The organism is Halopseudomonas sabulinigri (assembly GCF_900105255.1).
Taxonomy (GTDB): Bacteria; Pseudomonadota; Gammaproteobacteria; order Pseudomonadales; family Pseudomonadaceae; genus Halopseudomonas; species Halopseudomonas sabulinigri.
Genome location: NZ_LT629763.1, coordinates 2,965,303 through 2,984,645, shown reverse-complemented (window position 1 = coordinate 2,984,645; position 19,343 = coordinate 2,965,303). Strand labels below are relative to the sequence as shown.

The 19,343-nt window shown below is 57.4% G+C and carries 24 protein-coding genes; 17 read left to right on the top strand and 7 right to left on the bottom strand.

The features are described 5' to 3' along the window. Positions 1 to 4 precede the first annotated feature (4 nt). Positions 5 to 619 carry a TetR/AcrR family transcriptional regulator gene (locus tag BLU26_RS13520; RefSeq protein ID WP_092287426.1) on the top strand — a complete coding sequence of 205 codons (615 nt, stop codon included), beginning with the start codon at positions 5 to 7 and terminating at the stop codon, positions 617 to 619. A gap of 129 nt (positions 620 to 748) precedes the next feature. On the opposite strand, the gene BLU26_RS13515 is transcribed toward BLU26_RS13520, so the two are convergent. The 3 genes from BLU26_RS13515 to BLU26_RS13505 all read right to left on the bottom strand — a co-directional run bounded on the left by BLU26_RS13515 (position 749) and on the right by BLU26_RS13505 (position 2,391). Further along, positions 749 to 1,567, bottom strand: a complete 819-nt coding sequence (locus BLU26_RS13515) for a phasin family protein (protein WP_092287425.1) — start codon at positions 1,565 to 1,567, stop codon at positions 749 to 751. 21 nt (positions 1,568 to 1,588) lie between these two features. Continuing rightward, entirely contained in the window at positions 1,589 to 2,002 is a 414-nt protein-coding gene (locus tag BLU26_RS13510) for a phasin family protein (RefSeq protein WP_092287424.1), read from the bottom strand. A gap of 113 nt (positions 2,003 to 2,115) precedes the next feature. Next, a complete protein-coding gene (locus BLU26_RS13505; protein ID WP_092287423.1) occupies positions 2,116 to 2,391 on the bottom strand; it encodes a polyhydroxyalkanoic acid system family protein in 276 nt (91 codons plus the stop codon). A 182-nt stretch (positions 2,392 to 2,573) separates the two neighbouring features. On the opposite strand from BLU26_RS13505, the gene ubiE reads away from it, so the two are divergent. The 11 genes from ubiE to BLU26_RS13450 all read left to right on the top strand — a co-directional run bounded on the left by ubiE (position 2,574) and on the right by BLU26_RS13450 (position 10,275). Further along, entirely contained in the window at positions 2,574 to 3,335 is a 762-nt protein-coding gene (gene ubiE / locus BLU26_RS13500) for a bifunctional demethylmenaquinone methyltransferase/2-methoxy-6-polyprenyl-1,4-benzoquinol methylase UbiE (protein ID WP_092287422.1), read from the top strand. Further along, positions 3,335 to 3,958, top strand: coding sequence for a ubiquinone biosynthesis accessory factor UbiJ (locus BLU26_RS13495; RefSeq protein WP_092287421.1), 624 nt, complete (start codon positions 3,335 to 3,337; stop codon positions 3,956 to 3,958). Before ubiE ends, BLU26_RS13495 begins: the two co-directional genes overlap by 1 nt. Continuing rightward, the gene (ubiB, locus tag BLU26_RS13490; protein ID WP_092287420.1) at positions 3,955 to 5,553 is read left to right on the top strand and encodes a ubiquinone biosynthesis regulatory protein kinase UbiB; all 1,599 of its coding nucleotides are present in this window, start codon (positions 3,955 to 3,957) and stop codon (positions 5,551 to 5,553) included. Before BLU26_RS13495 ends, ubiB begins: the two co-directional genes overlap by 4 nt. Before the next feature lie 55 nt (positions 5,554 to 5,608). Further along, positions 5,609 to 6,022, top strand: coding sequence for a phosphoribosyl-AMP cyclohydrolase (gene hisI / locus BLU26_RS13485; protein ID WP_092287419.1), 414 nt, complete (start codon positions 5,609 to 5,611; stop codon positions 6,020 to 6,022). 6 nt (positions 6,023 to 6,028) lie between these two features. Next, on the top strand, positions 6,029 to 6,358 hold the full coding sequence (locus tag BLU26_RS13480; RefSeq protein ID WP_092287418.1) for a phosphoribosyl-ATP diphosphatase: 330 nt from the start codon (positions 6,029 to 6,031) through the stop codon (positions 6,356 to 6,358). 25 nt (positions 6,359 to 6,383) lie between these two features. Beyond that, positions 6,384 to 6,614 carry a twin-arginine translocase TatA/TatE family subunit gene (gene tatA, locus BLU26_RS13475; protein WP_092287417.1) on the top strand — a complete coding sequence of 77 codons (231 nt, stop codon included), beginning with the start codon at positions 6,384 to 6,386 and terminating at the stop codon, positions 6,612 to 6,614. Between the two features lie 19 nt (positions 6,615 to 6,633). Then, entirely contained in the window at positions 6,634 to 7,044 is a 411-nt protein-coding gene (tatB, locus tag BLU26_RS13470) for a Sec-independent protein translocase protein TatB (RefSeq protein WP_092287416.1), read from the top strand. Further along, positions 7,031 to 7,819, top strand: coding sequence for a twin-arginine translocase subunit TatC (gene tatC / locus BLU26_RS13465; protein ID WP_197674572.1), 789 nt, complete (start codon positions 7,031 to 7,033; stop codon positions 7,817 to 7,819). The genes tatB and tatC overlap by 14 nt, the downstream gene beginning before the upstream one ends. Then, positions 7,816 to 8,523 carry a 16S rRNA (uracil(1498)-N(3))-methyltransferase gene (locus BLU26_RS13460; RefSeq protein ID WP_092287415.1) on the top strand — a complete coding sequence of 236 codons (708 nt, stop codon included), beginning with the start codon at positions 7,816 to 7,818 and terminating at the stop codon, positions 8,521 to 8,523. Before tatC ends, BLU26_RS13460 begins: the two co-directional genes overlap by 4 nt. Before the next feature lie 155 nt (positions 8,524 to 8,678). After that, positions 8,679 to 9,377, top strand: coding sequence for a ZIP family metal transporter (locus tag BLU26_RS13455; protein ID WP_172830659.1), 699 nt, complete (start codon positions 8,679 to 8,681; stop codon positions 9,375 to 9,377). A 343-nt stretch (positions 9,378 to 9,720) separates the two neighbouring features. Then, complete coding sequence (locus tag BLU26_RS13450; RefSeq protein ID WP_157719371.1) at positions 9,721 to 10,275, top strand: hypothetical protein; 555 nt, start codon at positions 9,721 to 9,723, stop codon at positions 10,273 to 10,275. A gap of 202 nt (positions 10,276 to 10,477) precedes the next feature. On the opposite strand, the gene BLU26_RS13445 is transcribed toward BLU26_RS13450, so the two are convergent. Genes BLU26_RS13445 through BLU26_RS13435 form a run of 3 tightly spaced genes read right to left on the bottom strand, consistent with a single transcriptional unit; the run spans position 10,478 to position 13,245 of the window. Beyond that, the gene (locus tag BLU26_RS13445; protein ID WP_092287413.1) at positions 10,478 to 10,771 is read right to left on the bottom strand and encodes a hypothetical protein; all 294 of its coding nucleotides are present in this window, start codon (positions 10,769 to 10,771) and stop codon (positions 10,478 to 10,480) included. Positions 10,772 to 10,786: 15 nt separating this feature from the next. Next, positions 10,787 to 11,878: a DMT family transporter gene (locus BLU26_RS13440; RefSeq protein ID WP_092287412.1), complete on the bottom strand. Its 1,092-nt coding sequence runs from the start codon at positions 11,876 to 11,878 to the stop codon at positions 10,787 to 10,789. Next, positions 11,875 to 13,245 carry a flavin-containing monooxygenase gene (locus BLU26_RS13435; RefSeq protein ID WP_092287411.1) on the bottom strand — a complete coding sequence of 457 codons (1,371 nt, stop codon included), beginning with the start codon at positions 13,243 to 13,245 and terminating at the stop codon, positions 11,875 to 11,877. The genes BLU26_RS13440 and BLU26_RS13435 overlap by 4 nt, the downstream gene beginning before the upstream one ends. A gap of 411 nt (positions 13,246 to 13,656) precedes the next feature. Between BLU26_RS13435 and BLU26_RS13430 the strand changes: the two genes are divergently transcribed. The 3 genes from BLU26_RS13430 to BLU26_RS13415 all read left to right on the top strand — a co-directional run bounded on the left by BLU26_RS13430 (position 13,657) and on the right by BLU26_RS13415 (position 16,339). After that, positions 13,657 to 13,893, top strand: a complete 237-nt coding sequence (locus BLU26_RS13430; RefSeq protein WP_092287410.1) for a cysteine-rich CWC family protein — start codon at positions 13,657 to 13,659, stop codon at positions 13,891 to 13,893. A gap of 733 nt (positions 13,894 to 14,626) precedes the next feature. Next, complete coding sequence (locus tag BLU26_RS13420; RefSeq protein ID WP_157719370.1) at positions 14,627 to 15,400, top strand: hypothetical protein; 774 nt, start codon at positions 14,627 to 14,629, stop codon at positions 15,398 to 15,400. Positions 15,401 to 15,439: 39 nt separating this feature from the next. Further along, positions 15,440 to 16,339, top strand: a complete 900-nt coding sequence (locus BLU26_RS13415) for a DUF2971 domain-containing protein (protein WP_092287407.1) — start codon at positions 15,440 to 15,442, stop codon at positions 16,337 to 16,339. A gap of 28 nt (positions 16,340 to 16,367) precedes the next feature. Here BLU26_RS13415 and BLU26_RS13410 read toward each other — a convergent pair whose 3' ends face one another. Continuing rightward, a complete protein-coding gene (locus BLU26_RS13410; RefSeq protein ID WP_092283079.1) occupies positions 16,368 to 17,321 on the bottom strand; it encodes an IS110 family RNA-guided transposase in 954 nt (317 codons plus the stop codon). Between the two features lie 148 nt (positions 17,322 to 17,469). On the opposite strand from BLU26_RS13410, the gene BLU26_RS13405 reads away from it, so the two are divergent. Together BLU26_RS13405 and BLU26_RS13395 are read left to right on the top strand one after the other, a co-directional pair. Beyond that, positions 17,470 to 18,093, top strand: coding sequence for a CPCC family cysteine-rich protein (locus tag BLU26_RS13405; protein ID WP_231701950.1), 624 nt, complete (start codon positions 17,470 to 17,472; stop codon positions 18,091 to 18,093). Between the two features lie 655 nt (positions 18,094 to 18,748). Continuing rightward, positions 18,749 to 19,126 (top strand): hypothetical protein, encoded by a 378-nt coding sequence (locus BLU26_RS13395; RefSeq protein WP_157719369.1) that lies wholly within the window; start codon positions 18,749 to 18,751, stop codon positions 19,124 to 19,126. The last annotated feature ends 217 nt before the right edge of the window (positions 19,127 to 19,343 follow it).

Below are 19,343 nucleotides of genomic sequence, written 5' to 3'. Positions count from 1 at the left end.
CCCCATGAAAACCCGCGACCGTATCCTGCTCTGTGCTCTGGAACTGTTCAACGAGCAGGGTGAGCCCAATGTCACCACACTGGATATGGCCAACGAGCTGGATATCAGCCCCGGCAATCTGTACTACCACTTCAAGGGTAAAGAAGCGCTGCTGGAAGTGCTGATTGATGACTTTCTGCTCAGCACACGCAACCTGCTGAGCCCGGCGGAGAACCCTGAAGAGGTGTCACCCGAAGATCTCTGGCTGCTGCTGCATCTGCTGTTCGAGTCAATCGCCACCTACCGCTTTCTGTTTCAGGATCTCTCCAACCTGATGAGCCGCTACCCCTTCATCCGCCAGGCCATGCACGCCTGGCTGCATCAGCTGCGCCAGTGCCTTGCGCACATTCTGCTGGTGATGCGCGCAGCCGGACAACTGCGCTGCGCAGAGGAAGGCCTGGAGCGGCTATTGGATGCACTGTGCCAAACCTGCCTGTTCTGGCTCGACTACCAACGCATCGCCAGCGGCGAACAACCCGATCCGGCCGCCGGCGTACAGCAGACGCTGGGGTTGCTGCTGCCGTACCTGGATGAATCCACCGAGGCGTGGATGCAGGCGCTGATCGACCGTTACAGCTGAGTGGGCCGCCGCGGGCCGCGACACTGGTTGAGGGATAAGTCGGCTTTTGCAGGGCGCGCAACCAATAAAAAACCCCGAGCAGCGTTAGCTGTTCGGGGTTTTTTGTACTACGAGGTAGCCGCCGACGAATCAGGACTCGCTGGGCTTGGCCCCTGGCGCCGGTGTTGCTGCCGCTGGCGCCGCCGGCTCGGCCGCTTTCACGGCGGCAGGCGTTGCCTTGGGTTTGGCTGGCGCTTTGGGCTTGGCCGGAGCGCGAGGCTTGGCTGCTGCCTTTGGCTTGGCCGGTGCCTTGCGCGCTGTCGCTGGCTTCGCAGCCGTCGTACTGCTCGCGCTGGGCGCCGCCTTGGCAGCCGGCTTTTTGGCCGCTGGCTTGCTGGCCGGCTTAGCTGCCGTGGTGCTCTTGGCCGCTGGTGGCTTGCTGGCTGCTGCAGGCTTGGCCGCGGCGGGTTTAGCCGCTGCGGTCTTGGCCGTGGCAGCGCGGGTGCGCGGCTTGGCGGCAGGTTTGGCCCCGGCAGCCTTGCCACCGGCCAGTTGCTCGATCAGCTTGGTCAGTTCATCGACCTTGCCGTTGAGCGCCTTGACCTCATCACGTGAGGGCACTCCGAGGCGGGCGACAGCGCTATTGAGGCGCTTGTCGAAGGCTTCTTCCAGCTCACTCCACTTACCGGTGAGGCGACCCTTGGCTTTTTCAGCCTTGGCCTTGCCTGCGTTAAGTGGGTCCTTGCCGGACTTGGCTTTGCCTTTCAAGGCATCGACCTGTTTGTCGATCTCGACCTTGGCCTTTTTCTCGGCCGCTTCACCGTCCTTGATCAGGTTTTCGAAAAGCTTTACGCCTTCCTTCCCGACCTTGGCGTAAGCACCCAAGCCAGCCAACCAGATCTGACGTGAGTAACTTTCGATATCGGCGACCCAGCCAGGATCCTTGTCATCCTTTTTCTTTCCCGCCATGGAGCAACTCCTCTGTGACCGTTACTTGCTTTGCAGTGACTTGAGTGCAGCACTCAGATCATCAAGCTTAGCAGACAACTGGTCAATGTCCTTCTTGCTCGGAATGCCGATACGACCCAGGGTAGAAGCAACGCGCTCGTCGAATACCTCTTCTACCTTGCTGAAGCGACCACCGGTTTTTTCCTGCACTTTTTCCTTGAAGGATTCGATGCGGCTGTTGGCAGCTTCAACCTGGTTTTCAACGATCTCCTTGCCCTTCTTCTCGACTTCTTCGCCTTCGGCAACCAGCTTCTTGAAGTAATCTGCACCTTCTTTACCGGCTTTGGCATAAGCGCCCAGGCCAGCCAACCAGATCTGGTGGGTGTAGTTCTTCACGTCATTGGCGAAGGTAGTAGCGTTGTCTTCCAGTTTTTTAGCGGTAGTAGTCTTGGCCATGTTGGTAGCTCCTGATTAAAAGTAGGGTTACTGCAATGGACCGATCACCGATCCTTGCTCAGCAAGCTACGCTTCGAAATTAGAAAAGACATACTAAAACCGGATTTATCGCCTCAGGCCAGATATTTTTGCAGCGCCTTTTCGATCTCGCCTTTGACCATGCCCTGCATGGGCGACAGCATCATGCCCAGCTTGACCACCACGCGCACGTCGGAGTCGGACACATGAATGGAGCCATCGGCACCACTGCGTTTGAAGGTCAGTTCATCGCCTTGCCAGGCACACTTGGCATCCAGTTTCTGCGCCAGCTTGTCGGCCAGCAACTGCGCCTGCTCCTTGGCCTTTTCTTTGCCCAGACTATGCTCGCGGGTAATGTCTACGGTCGCCATCGACTACTCCATGGGGTGTATCAATTGGGTGGCCCTGTAGCATGCCGCAAAGCCTCGGGAACGTCATCCCGGCAATTGCGTCAGATGCTGGAACAGTGGCGGCAAGCCGCACAGCTAATTCTCCGCCGGGCCTGAAAAAGTGGTTAGAATGGGGCCTGATTTTGCCAGGGCAGACTGATTCCATGAGCGACAAGCAGAACACCGACAACACCACCCATTTCGGCTTTCAGACCGTGGCCGAATCCGAGAAGGCGCAGCGCGTCGCCGAGGTGTTTCATTCGGTCGCGGCCAAGTACGACATCATGAACGACCTGATGTCCGGCGGCATCCACCGCATCTGGAAGCGCTTCACCATCGAGCTGTCGGGCGTGCGTCCCGGCAACCGGGTGCTGGATATTGCCGGCGGCACGGGCGATCTGACCCGCCGCTTTGCCAAGCGCGTGGGCCCCGAGGGCGAGGTGATTCTGGCCGACATCAATGCTTCGATGCTCAAGGTCGGCCGCGACCGTCTGCTTGATCTGGGCGTGGCTGGCAACGTGCGCTTTGTGCAGGCCGACGCCGAAGCGCTGCCCTTCCCCGACAATTACTTCGACTGCATCACCATCGCCTTTGGTTTGCGCAACGTTACCCACAAGGACGCGGCTATCGCCTCCATGTTGCGGGTACTCAAGCCAGGCGGGCGTTTGCTGATTCTGGAGTTCTCCAAGCCCAAGAGCGAACTGCTGTCCAAGGCCTACGACCAGTACAGCTTCAAGCTGCTGCCGTTCATGGGCAAGCTGGTGGCCAACGATGCGGACAGTTATCGCTATCTGGCCGAGTCCATTCGCATGCACCCCGATCAGGAGACCCTCAAGGCGATGATGGTCGAGGCCGGCTTTGCCCGTGTGACCTACCACAACATGACCGGTGGCATCGTAGCCCTGCACCGGGGGATCAAACCCTGATGTTGCCGGCGGCACTGCTGGCCGCCGCGCAGCGCAGCATCGAGGCTGCGCTGCAACGCGACGCCCTGACCGCACGCCGTCTGGCTGCGCTGACCGGCAAGGTCATTCTGATCAGCGCCCGCGAGCCCGACTGGCAGCTCTATCTGCTGCCCGCCGAGGGGCGCATGCAACTGCTCAACGCCTATGCCGGCGCGGCCGACTGCCAGCTGAGCGCACCCAGTGCCGTGCTGGCGAAGTTACTGGTCAGCCGTGACCGCAAGGCCCTGCTGCAACATCCTGAGCTGGAGCTGACCGGCGACAGCCAGGTGCTCATGAGCCTGCAGAACATATTCGGCGACCTGCGCCTGGACGGTGAAGCCGAGCTGGCCCGCTGGTTGGGGCCGGTGCCCGCGCATGCCATTGGCAGCCTGCTGCGCCGCAGCCACCAATGGGGCAAGGACAGCCGCGAAAGCCTGCGCATGACCCTGGGCGAATACCTGACCGAAGAAAGCCGCCAGCTGGTCGGCAACGCCGAAGCCCGCGCCAGCGCCGAACTACTCCATGAAATGCGCCTGCAGCTTGACCGGCTCGAAGCCCGCGTCGCCCTGCTCAGCCCAACCGACCCGGACACACCAGACGCATGAGACTCACCGCTTTTACGCGCCTGCTGCGCATCCTGCACATCTTCACCCGCTACCGCCTTGACCAGATTCTGCTGGAACTGCCGCTACCGGCGCTGGCGCGGCTGGGCCTGAAACTCGGCCCCTGGCGCTTGCGCCCGGCGCCCAAGGATCTCAGCCGTGGCGCGCGGCTGCGCCTGGCCTGCGAAGATCTGGGCCCGGTGTTCATCAAGTTCGGCCAGATTCTTTCCACCCGCCGCGACCTGATGCCTGACGACATCGCGCTGGAGCTGGCCTTTCTGCAGGACAAGGTGCCGCCCTTCCCGGCGGACCAGGCCCGCACTCGGATCGAGGAGCAGTTGGGCCAAAGCATCGAAAGCGTCTTTGCCGAATTCAGCGACGAGCCGCTGGCCTCGGCCTCGGTCGCGCAGGTGCATGCCGCACGGCTGCACGATGGCACCGAGGTTGTGGTCAAGGTGGTGCGCCCGGCTATCGGCGAGGTAATCGATCAGGACATTCAATGGCTGTACCTGGCCGCCCGTGGACTGGAGCGCGTCTCCGCCGAAGGTCGCCGCCTGCGCCCGGTCGAGGTGGTCGAGGATTACGAGCGCACCATTTTCGATGAGCTGGATCTGCACCGCGAAGCCGCCAACGCCTCGCAGCTGCGGCGCAACTTTGAAGACTCCGACCTGCTGTACATTCCCAAGGTGTACTGGGACTGGTGCCGCCACAAGGTCTTGGTAATGGAGCGCATCAGCGGCATTCCGGTCACTGATCTGGCGGCGCTGGCCGATCAGCGCACCGACATGAAGAAGCTGGCCGAGCGCGGCGTCGAGATCTTCTTCACCCAGGTGTTTCGCGACAGCTTTTTCCATGCCGACATGCACCCCGGCAACATCTTCATCTCGCGCGCGCACCCGTGGGAACCTCAGTACATTGCTATCGACTTCGGCATTGTCGGCAGCCTGACCCCGGAAGATCAGAGCTATCTGGCGCGCAACCTGATGGCCTTCTTCAAGCGCGACTATCGCCGTGTGGCGCAGCTGCACATCGACTCCGGCTGGATTCCCGCCGACACCCGCGTCAACGAGTTTGAAGCGGCCATTCGCAGCGTCTGCGAGCCGATCTTCGAGCGCCCGCTGAGCGAAATCTCCTTCGGCCAGCTGTTGCTGCGCCTGTTCCAGACCGCGCGCCGCTTCCAGATGGAAGTACAGCCGCAACTGGTACTGCTGCAGAAAACCCTGCTCAATATCGAAGGCCTGGGCCGTCAGCTGTATCCCGATCTCGATCTCTGGAGCACTGCGCAACCCTACCTTGAGCGCTGGATGCGTGAGCGCATGCTGCCGCAGCATCAGGCCAAGGTCTGGCAACAGCATCTGGAACGGGTGCCAGCGCTGATCGAGATTACCCAAAAGGCCCTGAACAGGATCGCCGAGCAGCCCGTTGAGCAGCCACCTGAGCCAAAACGCAATCAGTGGGCACTGCGCGTGGCGGGTATTGCGCTGCTGGTGCTGGGCAGCAGCACCCTGGGTGGCGACCCCAACCTGTGGATCAATGCCGCGCCGGCGCAGTGGGTCCTGATTGCCGTGGGTGGCTGGTTGATTCTGCGCCGCGCGTAGTCATCCCCCGGCAGAACTGGCACACTTGGCAGATTAACCGAACAACGACAGTCCCATGACCGATTCAACCCCCAACAACGACTGGCTCGACAGCATCAAATGGGATGCCGACGGGCTGGTACCGGCGATTGCCCAGGATGTGCATACCCAGCGCGTGCTGATGGTCGCCTGGATGAACCGTGAAGCCCTGCAACTCACCGTGCAGGAAGGCCGCGGCATTTACTGGTCGCGCTCGCGCAACCGGCTGTGGCGCAAGGGCGAAGAGTCGGGCAATGTGCAGCAGCTGCATGAGCTGCGGCTGGACTGCGATGCCGATGTGATCATTCTGCAGGTCGAGCAGATCGGCGGCATTGCCTGCCATACAGGCCGTCAGAGCTGTTTTTATCGCGTATTGAAAGACGGCCAGTGGCAAACCGTGGATGCGGTGATCAAAGACCCGGCCGATCTCTACAAGAACCCGAAAGAGTAACCCAGCATGTCTGATACCCTGAGCCAACTGGCCGCCGTGCTGGAGCAGCGCAAACAGGCCGCCGCCGACTCGTCCTATGTGGCCAGCCTGCACGCCAAGGGCCTGAACAAGATTCTTGAAAAGGTCGGTGAGGAGTGCACAGAAACACTGCTCGCCGCCAAGGACTGCCAACACAGCGACGACAAGTCCGAGCTGATCTACGAAACTGCTGACCTGTGGTTCCACTCACTGGTCATGCTCAGTCACCTGGGCCTCGGCCCCGATGACATTCTTAAAGAACTAGAGCGCCGCTTCGACCTCTCCGGTCTGGAAGAGAAAGCCGCTCGCGCAAAGTAAACAGGGCTCTGCCCCGGAGGTTGTAATGGGTTTTGGCGGAATCAGTCTGTGGCAGCTGTTGATCGTACTGGCGATCGTCATTCTGCTGTTTGGCACCAAGCGTCTGAAAAACATCGGCGGTGATCTGGGTGAAGCCATCAAGGGCTTTCGCAAATCCATGAACGACGATGACAAGCCCTCGGTCGAGAGCAAGCCCGGCGAAACCCTGGATGCCAAGGCCGAAGAGCACAAACAGGACACTCAGTCCAAGCCGTAACCTCAACAGGCCCTGACCCATGTTCGACATCGGCTTTCTGGAAATGCTGGTGGTGGCGGTTCTCGCCCTGCTGGTACTTGGCCCGGAGCGCCTGCCCGGCGCCATTCGCACTGTGAGCCTGACCATCGGCCGGATCAAGCGCGGCTTTTCGGAGGTGCGCAGCCAGGTCGAGCGTGAGATCGGTGCCGATGAAATCCGTCAGCAGCTGCACAACGAGCGCATCATGGCCGAGCTCGACAAGCACGGCCTGAATGGCGGTAGCCCGGCCAAGGGCAGCAGCAACGTGAAACCTGCCGGTCAACAAAGTGTAACGCCAACGCCGCAGACTGTACCCAAGGTCGGAGCTACGCCCGCGCCGCCACAGACGTCCGACGAATCTGCCGCTGAAGAACCCCATGACCAGCAAGCACCCCGCCATGAGCAACCCTGAACTGCCGCCACCGGCCAACACCGGCGGTGACATGCCGCTGGTCGCGCACCTGACCGAGCTGCGCTCACGTCTGCTGCGCATCGTCTGTATCTGGCTGGTGATCTTCGCTGGGCTGTTCTACTTCGCCAACGACATCTACAGCTTCGTCTCCGAGCCGCTGCGCGCGCTGATGCCCGAAGGCACCAGCATGATCGCCACCGATGTGGCCTCGCCCTTTCTGACGCCCTTCAAGCTGACGCTGATCAGCGCGCTGTTTCTGGCCATGCCTTTTGTGCTGCACCAGATCTGGAGCTTTATCGCCCCCGGCCTGTACAAACACGAGAAGCGCCTGGCCGTGCCCCTGCTCGCCTCCAGCATAGTGCTGTTCTACAGCGGCATGGCGTTCGCCTATTACGTGGTGTTCCCGCTGGTATTCGGCTTTTTTACCAGCACCGCGCCCGAAGGCGTGGCGGTGATGACCGACATCAACAGCTACCTCGACTTCGTACTCACCCTATTCATGGCTTTTGGCCTGTCGTTCGAGATTCCGGTGGCCACCGTGCTGCTGGTACTGGTGGGTATTGTCGATGTGCAGTCGCTGACCAAAGCGCGCCCCTATGTGGTGGTCGGCTGCTTTGCCATCGGCATGGTGCTGACCCCGCCGGACGTCATCTCGCAGACCCTGCTGGCCGTGCCCATGTGGCTGCTGTATGAAGTGGGCATCGTGTTCAGCCGCTTTGTCCGCGCGCGCCCGCGCAACGATCAGGCCGACGAGCAAGACACCCCCGCCGCATGAACCTGCTGCTGCTGGAAGACGGCGATTTTACCGCTGAACACCAGGTGCGCCTGAGTGGCCGCCGGCTGGCGCATATGCTTGAGATTCAGCAGGTCGCGGTTGGCGACAGCCTGCGCGTAGGCCGCATCAACGGCCTGATGGGCCAGGGCGAGGTCACCGCACTGACCAGCAGCCACGCAGAGCTCAGCGTTCAGCTCAGCACGCCACCGCCAGCCAAACTGCCGCTTACCCTGTTGCTGGCGATGCCCCGGCCCAAAATGTTCCGCCGCATCCTGCAGCACTGCGCCACCCTCGGCGTACCCGAGATCATCCTACTGAACAGCTACCGGGTAGAAAAAAGCTTCTGGCAAACGCCGTTCCTGAAGCCCGAGGTTGTGCGCGAGAATTTGCTGCTCGGCCTGGAGCAGGCGCGCGACACCGTGCTGCCGAACGTACGCATCGAGAAGCGCTTCAAACCCTTCGTCGAGGATCAGCTGCCGGGCCTGATCAACAACCAGCTCGCGCTGGTCGCGCACCCCGGCGAACACCCCGCCTGCCCTCGCGGCATCGACCAACCGCTCACCCTGGCCATCGGCCCAGAGGGCGGCTGGATTCCCTATGAAGTCGACAAGCTGACCGAGGCCGGCATGCAGCCGGTGCAGCTCGGCGAGCGGATTTTGCGCGTGGAAACGGCGGTCACCGCGCTGCTGGCCCGGCTCTACTGAGCGACTGACGCAGCCTCCCGGCGTCCTCCACCTCTCTGTCGCAGCGCGGCTTACGGAAACTATTTACAGCCGCCACCTCTCCAAGCAGACAAAGAACATCAACGCGGCGCCCTCAGCCCTACTTACGCCAGGCGGCGCTTTTATAAGGTCACTGCATGCTGCTCACCATCGTCGTTATTCTGGTTGTTTCCGGCGCCCTACTGCTCGGTGCAGCCTGGGGGATTTACGGGCGTCTGCCCAAGCCATTGGAAGGGTTTATTGTGGCGCTGGCCGGTGGCGCCTTGATCGTCTCGGCGGTGCTGGAGTTGATTGAACCTGCGATGAAAAAAGCGCCGCTGTGGCAGGCTTTTGCCCTGGTGCTGCTGGGCGCCGCGGTGTTTACCGGGCTGGCCTATCTGGTGAAAAAGAAGTGGGGCTCCGCCAGCGGCGGCGGTTTGCTGGCGGCCATCACCCTGGATGGCATTCCGGAAAACCTCGCGCTGGGGGTCGCGCTGATCGGTGCCGGGCCGCTGCAGGTAGCGGCGCTGTCTGGCTCCATTTTTCTCTCCAACCTGCCGGAAGCCGCCGGCGGCGCGAAGGAAATGGCAGAGTCCGGCAAGTCCAAAGGCAAAGTATTTGCCCTGTGGGCAGCGACCGCCGTGCTGCTGTCGATTGCCGCACTGGCAGGCAACGTCCTCATGGACGATGCGCCACAGCAGTTGCTGGCATTGATCCAATGTTTCGCTGGTGGCGCGGTGGTTGCTTCGCTCGCAACCGAGGTCTTTCCCAAGGCCTTTAAAGAGGATGCCTACTGGGCTGGCATCGCCACGGCGATCGGATTGATCCTGGCGCTTTATCTTGATCAGCTGGCCTAGCCGGGCAGCCGCCCAGCACCGTTAGCAAGGCTGTAGCAAAACCGCAACAAAACACTTGGAGCCGGCATTGGGCTGGATTATTCTTGCCGCAGGCAAGGGACTGCCAGCCGATCTACCCCGAGATACCCCGCTGACGCGCCCTCCTCATCTAGCCATGCCCGCCGTTCAACCGCGGCCCGGCAGATGCTGCCTGCAAACAATCAAGCCCATCTCTGACCTGCTGTCGTGGCCATCGCCACAGAGGAGTTAACCGCACACAAACGTAACCACGCTACGTTGGCCGACGCCTGTCCGCCACGCCCCTAATCTGTGCCCACTATAAAAACCAAGAAGAACACAAAAAATGAAAAGACTAGGAATGCTCGTCATCACCGCCACCCTGATGACTTCCGGCTGCGCCGCCTTTAAAGCCAACGACCTGCCAACGCTAGATCGCGAGAGCTACGCCGTGCAGAACCAGCAGCCCGTAAAGGTATACAGCAGCTGGCGCGGCCGCGAAGGCAACGCTGCGCACAAAAGGCACTTTGATGCCGCCATTCGCGCCTCCGGTTGCTGCGACATTGTCGACACCGCAGACCAGGCCGACATCGTGATCGACGGCGTGGCCGTGGATCACAGCACCCCCGGTGCCGCTATCCCGGCGATGATCTCGGGCTTCACCTTTGGCGTGATTCCCTCATGGGCCAAGCTGCGCGTACACCTCAAGGCCACGGCCATCGAAGGCGAGAAGGAATACAAATATGACGTCTCCGACTCCGCCACCATGGTCATATGGCTGCCCATGCTGCTGGCCATGCCCTTTACCGGCAACCCGCTGACAGTCGAACAGGACGTGTACCAAAACACTTACCGGAACCTGGTAACACGTATGAAGAATGACGGTCTGCTGACCAACTGAAGCCGTCTTGGTTAGTGCACCGGCCGCCCGAACAGGCGGCCGGTTTCAACCGCTTACAGCTTGGTTACAAAGGTGCGAGCCTGGTACAGCGCCAGGCCACTCAGCACGATGATAACGGCAACGGCGAGCATATCAGCCCCCGGAAAACCCCAAAAATCAGACATGGTAGCTCCTTGATGAGAGTGGCAAGTCGCACCGGTTATTAAACCAGTGCGGTATCGCGCATGCGTTGCCGACCAAAGTCGTTAAGCCGAAACTTGAACAGCACGCGACCTTTGCCGAAATAGGCCTGATCATCCAAGGTCTCTTCAACGCTTTCGATGATGCTACTGGAGAACAGATCGGTCAGGGTGACGCGGGTATTACCCCGCCAGTAAGCACCGCTCAAACCGTACTCAGCCAAGAGCGCATCGGCGACTTGCCAATCCCATATACCCACATCCTGCTGCGCATTAATCAGCTGAAGAATGCGGCCCTTCATATGCAATTTATTCATGGGTTGCTCCAATGATCACAGGTTGCCCGCATCAGCGGCGGCGTTGGCTTTTTCGCGATCGGACGATACGGCACGGACCACTTCAAGCACGTCGTTACCTTCGGTAAACATCACAAAACCACCGGCCACAAACAGCACCAGCCCGGCGAGGAAATTCCACTCCGGAAACTTGAGCGTAAAGGCCGCCAGAAAGATCACCGCAAACAGGCCGTACAGAGCCGCAATCGCCTGGCCGCGCCCTACGCCGATCAGCGGGAACGACTTGTACCAGGAGACATAGCAGAAGGCGAAGGTCACGCCCGCCAGCATCAGCCAGCCGATGGCCGCCCAGTTGAAGGTGGCCGTCACCAGCTCCACCACCGGTTGGTCAGTGAACAGATAAATGCCCGGCAATATGAGCACGACCCAATACAGCACCTCGGCGGTGAAGCGCACGGTGATGCCTACATCTGGGTCAGCCACATCCAGGCCGCGCCCGGCAATAGCCCCCTCGACGCCCCAGCCAATGGCGGCCATGGCCCCGCCCAGGTACCCAAGCCAACCCGCGTCGCCAGTGCCGTTGATTTCCGCCATGATGCCCGGCGCATAGACAGTCACGCCGCCGGCCAGAATGATGAAAATACCTACAGCCGCGCGGCGGGTAATTTTCTCCTGATACCAGAGCCGCGCCAGGGTGGCACCGATGATCGGGTACATCAGCGCCGAGATGGCCGCAAAGGCCCCGCCGATATAACCGATAGCCAGATAGGAGCCGAAGATCGCCATCGGTCCGCCAAAAATGGCGCCAATGAAGAACCACTTGGAGATGTAGCGCATCTGCCGCAGCGTACGCAGGTACTCGCCCCATTTGCCCAGCACGCCATTCCACACGAACAGGAAGAACAACACCGCCACCGCGTTGAAGGTGGTCAGCACAGCGGCCGCGAGTAACAGCTCGGCATTGGTGTCGTAGCTGAGATCCACATAGGGCGCCTCAAACCAGACCGCAGAACCCGGCAGATACCAAGCGCCCCACAGCACCGCGCACCACATGGCCCACATGAAGCCCCAGCGAATGCTGCTGGCGGTAAACCGTGCACGCGCCTGACTCAGGCTGGGCTGGCTCATGCGCGTTCCTTGGCTGGCTTGGTTGCCGCTTCGGCGAGGAAGGCTTCCAGCGAGTCGTCCATGGCATCCATCCAGGGCGTGTGATGCACCGGCGCCAGAGTGCCGGTTAACGTCGAGCGGTAGCTTTTGTTGCGGTAGCCGAGGATGTCCGCTTCCTTGTGGTGCTCCCACTCCTTGAAGATCTCCGCGACTTTGGTCACATCAAAGGCCGGATAATCGGTCGGGCCAAGCAGGTCGAGAATATAAGCTGCCTGAAAGTCGATGGCTGCAAAGGGATCGGCCACCTGCTCTTCCTGCGCCACCCAATCACGGGTATCGGCAGCCATCGCCGCGGCGTCCGGCAGCGCGATGCGTCCCATCATCAGGTCACGTGCGTACCAGGCCTGGGCGTCAAACATGTTGAAGGTGTAGTACTGATCCTGCATACCCAGGAAGAACAGCTTGGGGTTGGCCAGCGAGACGATGCCCTTGTACAGCCCCTCGGGGTACAAGCGGTTATGCGTGGTCAACGTCAGCTCGTTGGGCAGGAACGGGAAGTGATGCTGATAACCCGTACACAGGATGATGGCATCCACATCCTTGCTGGTGCCGTCCTGGAAGTGCGCAGTCTTGCCGGTTACCCCGGTCAGCAGCGGCACCTCGGAAAAGGACTCCGGCCAGTCGAAGCCCATCGGCTTGGTGCGATAACTGAAGGTCACCGACCGGGCGCCGTACTTGTGGCACTGGGTGCCGATGTCTTCGGCCGAATAGCTGCTGCCAATCAGCAGCAGATCCTTGCCCTGAAACTCGCAAGCGTCGCGAAAATCATGTGCGTGCAGCACACGGCCCGGGAACTGCTCCAACCCTTCGAAGTAGGGCGCATTGGGGGTCGAAAAGTGGCCGGTGGCAATGATCACATGATCAAATTCTTCGGTGCTCAGCTCGTCCTGTTTGAGATCACGTGCGGTGACGGCAAACTTGCCGGTGGCCGCGTCATAATCCACCCAGTGCACCGCCGTGTTGAAGCGAATATGCTCGCGCATATTGCTCTTGGCCACGCGCCCCATGATGTAATCGCGCAGCACAGCGCGCGGTGGGTAGGAAGCGATAGGCCGGCCAAAATGCTCCTCAAAGCTGTAATCGGCAAACTCCAGGCATTCCTTGGGGCCATTCGACCAGAGATAGCGGTACATGCTGCCGTGGACTGGCTCACCGTAGGCATCCAGCCCGGTGCGCCAGGTGTAATTCCACATGCCACCCCAATCGCTCTGCTTTTCATAGCAAACGATTTCGGGAATGTCGGCACCGTCGCGGCGGGCGGCTTCAAACGCACGTAACTGGGCCAGACCGCTGGGGCCGGCGCCAAGAATGGCAACTCTAAAGGTCATAATGACTCCATTATGTTCAGGCGTAGCATCACGCACCGGGCCAGCGTTAACCGGCGGCGAATAAACGCGGAAACGAGCGCGGCCCAACCGCCAGGGGGCGGGCCATTAGGCTCTGTAGTGAGGCGCAACAAGCGCGGATAAACCGCGGGCGCACAAGATGAAGGCGGCCTCTACTGGTGCAGCAGCAGGCCAAGGGCGGACGGGCCACCGATAGAACGCGAGATCTCGAGACACGCCGGAAGACGGCGCTCGAACTGGACAAGCAGGCGAAAAATACTTGATAACTCGTATGCCAGGGCAAGCACCCTAACACACATCCTGAAATACGGTTTGCTACCACGCAGCCGGTAAAGGCCGCCAACCGGCCCACAGGCCAGCGGCCACCTGCCCCCTCAATGCAAGGAAATAAAGATGCAGCCCAACCAACCCGAGCTTTGCCCCCTGTGCGGTAACGCCAATCAATGCGGTCTGGCAACCGCCAGACAAGCCGCCGCGCCCTGCTGGTGCTTCAGCACCCCCGTTAGCAAAGCAGCACTGGCACGCGTACCCGCAGAACAAATCGACAAGGCCTGCCTTTGCCCCAACTGCGCCGCCGGCCTGGAAGCCGCAGAGCCCGTTGCCGCAGACCCTGCACGCCAACGCCGTTAACCCGCGACCAAAAAGCGCTTGGACTGGCCACAGGCCTGCACTATGCTCAGAGCAGAGCAAAGGACCTGCCGGAACATCACCACACCGCCAGCAAGACTCCCTTCTCGACAGACAATGCCTTTGCGCATTACCCCAGCCCCCAAATGGGTGCGGTAGTAATGAATGCGTGAAATCACGACGCCGCGCGAATACGTAACGAGCCAAAGCAGAGACTGTAAAGCAATGAATTTAAAGGAAAAAACAAAACGGAAAGGCGACTTCGGGCCGGAGTTATCTCGAACGCGCGGTTATGTATTAGTGCCGCGTTCGGTCTAATCACTGTTAAATGGCAAGGGAGATATTCCTGTGCGTGGTCCAGATATTTGGCTCGGTGTAGCTGTGCTTGCCGCGCTTGCGCTGGTCTTGGCAGCAAGCTGGATGCTTCACAGTCGGTTGCGTAACTCCCAGAGCTTGAGGTTTGCTGGGTCAATTACAGCACTCGTTCTGTCGCTCCCCCTGCTGCCTCTCGCAACTAGGCTTGTGCTCATGTTCAGTGACCCTGCTAGCCCCGGACAACTGGCTAATTGGCTCGTAATCAGCTTTGAAATTGTTCTGCCTTCCGGTCTTGTCCTGTTAGCAGCCATCTCCTTCTTGCTGGTTGTCCGTACGGTCGAGTTGCCAATTAACAATTCGTTCAAACCGACACCGCTTCGCGATGCGGCTTAACTCAACGTTAGGCTTCTAGGAGAACTCAGTGATATTTCCCGGAGAAAATGAAAGAAGAATAGTAATAGCAATTCTGTCTTTCTGTGTTGGTATATCTCTAGGCCTGGCTGCCAAAATTTCAGATGTCCAATTTAAAGACTATCTGCCTTCTGTAGTAACGCTAGCTGCTGCTTTTGCAGGTGCATGGGCTGCATATTTGCTCCAAAGGCGAAAGGAGCTGGAGCAAAGAGTTGAGGAGAGAGTTGATGCCGGTAATAAAGCTATCTTCGCTTTAATGCGTTGCCACAACAGGTTCATTAGCATTCAGCGTCAGGCAATAGACCCGTTCAGAGAGCATCCCGCTAGGTTCGTCGCAATCAGACCAATAATCGGTGAAATGGTCTGTGGGCTAGATTTAGATTATGAGTCTCTATATTTTTTATTTAAGTCAAAAAATCCGAACATGCTAAATGAGTTGTCATCAATTCAAGCAGAGGTCGAATCGACTATTAATTTAATTGGCAAAAGGTCAGAAATTCATTTTAATTATGTGCAGCCTGTAGCGGACCGAGCAGACTTTCAAAATGGTCAAGATGTCACCCTAAACCAGATTAATGCTGCGCTTGGCCATCGCCTATCGGAGACTATGAAAGACCTTACAGACCAGCTTGTCGAGTTTGTAGATTTGATTGTTTCTGACACAGAGAAAGTAATAGCAGAGCTACATGAACTGTTGAAATATGAGTTCAAAGGCCATGCAATTGTCAAAATGGAAAAGCCTAACAAATCAAAGCAGCAAGGGCCTGCGGCCGGGACGCGCTAAGGCGCGCCCCTGTTTGAGGCGTTAGCCTAAGAGAGAATCATGATCTCACCGAACAGAACGCATGAAAGGAAAAGTTTCTTTAAATACATGCCTTCATCTACAGCGGAAATAGTCCTTTCAAACTCCACCTTGCGATGGAGTTCGCCCGTTGAATTCAATGATCCTTTCGATGTTCCAAGAGAACTTGCTTTTGATATTACGCCTAAAGAAATTCAAATTGCCTTGGTTGATAACTTAGTCAATCTTATAAACAATCCACCCGAAGATCCTCGTGGATTAGCTCCTAAGATCCAAATAATTATTCAGGTATTGAAGCAGAATCCAACAGAAGAATTGAAGAGAGAATTAATTGGGGGACTAAAAGATGAGGTTGAGAGAAACTCCCCTGCTGAGGATGGTTTACTTGCCATCAAACAGCAATGGCAAGATTTTCTCCCTAATTTCAGGATTCTTTGTTTGAGTGAACACTATGATAAAGCTTCAATGTGGTATCACTACGCCGACAAATACAGCGGCGTAGTTTTAGAAGTAATTTGCGCCGATGAGTTAGATAGTGCGTGGCTTGCGGCTAAAAAAGTCGAATACCCCGAAGAGAAGCCTCATGTGTACACCGCTGAGGGGTGGGCTCAACTTTTACTAAAGCCGCAGGAAGAGGCAGTAAAGACCATATTACATACATGCTCATGTACCAAGTCGCCTGATTGGAGCTATGAAGATGAATGGCGTATCTCAAGTTTCAAACGGGAAAACGAAGCAGGTCTAGTATCTGATTACAAGGTGTCTAAGCATGAGCTCGGAAACTTATATTTAGGGCCTCATATTCACGCAGAAATGAGAGAGAAGCTAATACTTCTTGCAGCCAACTATCCAAATATGAAGGTATTTGAGACACAAATAGGCTTTGATAGAGAGTTTAAATTTATTGAAAAACAAGGCTAACAAGTGACTGTGGTGTCAACGTCCCAAATCAGGCTGTTTTTTCACGCCACGGCTCTTGATTCTTAACCATGGTGTTGAGCATCACGATCATCTTTCGCATGCAGGCAATGAGGGCGACTTTTGGTAACTTTCCTTGGGCTTTCAGGCGTTCATAGAACTGCTTGAATACCGGGTTGCATTGGATGGCTGACATCATCGCCATGAACATCACTGTTCGCACTCTATGGCGACCGCCACGGATCCGACGCTTGCCCGTCAGTCTGCCGCTATCGCGATTGATGGGTGCCACGCCAACCAGGGCTGCGATCTCTCGCCGGTTAAGCTTGCCTAACTCAGGAAGCTCGCTCAGTAGCGTAAACGCCATGACTTTGCCAACGCCTGGCACGCTGGTCAGGATGTCTGTTTTACTTCGCCAATGATCAACCTTGGCGACTTCATGCTCGATCTGCTTGGTGATGGTTTTGATCTGGGTCTGGAGCGTTTTGAGTAGACTATTGATGGAGCTGTGAAGTGTTTTTGGCAGTATTTGCAGGCGGTTTTTTTCCATGGTGGACATTTCCATGAGCTGGCTGCGCCTCGCCAATAGGTCTTTGATTTTTTGAGATGTTTTATCCGGTATGGGCTTGAATTCTGGCTTCAGCGTAGCAGCATATTTGGCAATGACCTGAGCGTCGATGCGGTCCGTTTTTGCCAACACACCGATAGCTTGGGCATAGCGCCGCACACTGATCGGATTGACCACAATGATGGGCAGCCCAGCCTGACTGATGGCTCGAACCAATGCATGTTCGTAGCGGCCTGTTGCTTCTACAACGATCCGCTCAATGGCGTAGCCCTTGAGTATCTTCACAAGCTCTCGGATATGAGTGGTGCTGTTCGGAATGGTAAAAGATTGGCCGGACGGATGAAGGGCGATATCGAGGTTAGCTTTACCGACGTCGACACCGATGTTGATCAGGGTTTGGTTTTCTGGAGTGTTCATAATAAGCTGACTCTGCCTTGCTATACGGGCTCGAGGCCCCGATGACTGTTCGAGTTATCGCTTGAGAGTCATGCAGCGCTACCCACTTGTTATCGGTCTCTCAAAAGAGGAGCCGGCGCTACACCGAGCTGCTGCATGAAGGCCCCCGATGGCCGTCGGGGGTGGGCCTCAATTTACCCAAACACGGCAGAAATTATCCATACAAGGCGCTGCTACGGAAAATTTACTCGTTGGCGCTCCCAAATTTCCGCAGAGCGCGGCGTTAGGGCAATCAACATTCAGAATGAGCAAACTAAAAGAGAAAAGAAATAGCTTTGAAAGCCTATCAAGTGAAATAAATCTTGGCATCGGTTCTATATTCAAAAATATAAGTCGAGTTACCTGCCCATGCTGTGGCTATCCCACATTGGAGGAACGCGCCAACTACGAGATATGCGATCTATGTAATTGGGAAGACGACGGACAAGACGATCACGATTCTGCAAAATCTTTTGGTGGTCCAAACGGCGGGTATTCTTTAGATGAAGCTCGTGAAAACTTTGTGAAATATAGAACCATGTACTCGCCTGAAAATAATACAACGATTACAGGTGCCGACTCCGAGGAAAGAGCGATATTAAAAAGCAAGCTAATCCAAACATTCGAGAAAATGCTGCATTCGAATACCTCTAGGGTGAAAAGCTTATGGAAGCAGGCTTTAGCAATTGAAAAAGACTTGCACAAAGAGCTAAAGCGCAGTATTCGAGAGTATGAAAAGTCAATAAAGCACTAACAAAGTGTTGGATGTGGACCCTATTAACCCGATTCGGGGCGCATTCCTACTAGATTGGCTTCACGCGAGATCGGCTATTTGGTCAGACCAGGCTCTCAGCCGAAGCCCCCTGCTTTTCATACTCCCCCAGGATCATCAAACAGGAGCCAGCGTTCACCGATATATCAGTCGAGTACGCCCCCTAATTCAGGCCTTATACAGTAAAGGGATTTTCATGCACCTCCTAATACCAACTAAAAGAAAGATTCGCACTAGCGTAATTTTTATACTTATCGGCTTTATTTTCTCAAACATCTCCCACCTAACCAAAAATGCAAGCACTGACTACATAAACAGCGTCTACTTTGAGGGCGAACGCCTTGAGGAGTACGAGAATATAATCAAGCAAAATGCGTGGGCTAAGCCTGGTCAATACGAATACCTCTCTGAGCTATATTCCGAAATGCCGCCGGAAGCACATAACAAGGTTAGGCTAGCGAGCCAGGTTAGCTTTTGGTTCCAGGTTATTTTCGGAATTTTGATTACCTATATAGGCGCCTGCCTTGCTCATCGCGAGCCAAAATCTCCACGCCTTACATAAGAAGGTTGCCAAAAGCCGCCTTCATCTGTGTCCTGTGTTTCACAGGGCCCTAACAGGAAAGGACAAGGACACCCCATGCCCCCACTCGCCCCATTACTCCTGATATTGCTCATGGCGCTGCCTGCCACCGTGCTGGCGGAGGTCGCCCCGCCAGCGGCGGCTGCGCTTTTTCAGCAGCAGTTCACTGCCCTGACCGCCGCCGATTACGACCAGTTTGTCGCGCAGGCAGACGCCGACTTTGCGCAGGCGTTAACGCCCGAGCAGTTCAGCAAGCTGACCGATGCGCTCTCCGGTGTTTTCCAGCCCGGCGACGCAACAGCCTACCTGGGCGTGCTGCGGCAAGACGGGGTAAGGGTGTATCTCTGGAAGGTCACACCGGCTGCGGCACAGACGGATTATCTGGTGAAGATGGCGCTGCGGGGCGAGAAGGTTGCGGGGTTCTGGATTCAGTAATGGCCTATTTGCGTTCTTGATGCGGCAGGAGCGCAGCCCGGCGTTAAGCCAAAAGCAGGGCCGCTACGACCCTGATTGCTTGCGCGTAACCACTCAAGCACCGGCCACGCGCAGTCGACTACCCTCTGCGGCGCCATCTCGGCAACCTCGCTGCGCGCGCTACGCTGAACCAACAGGCGATTGTGCTCTCCAATAACCCGTTAAGACTGACCAGAAC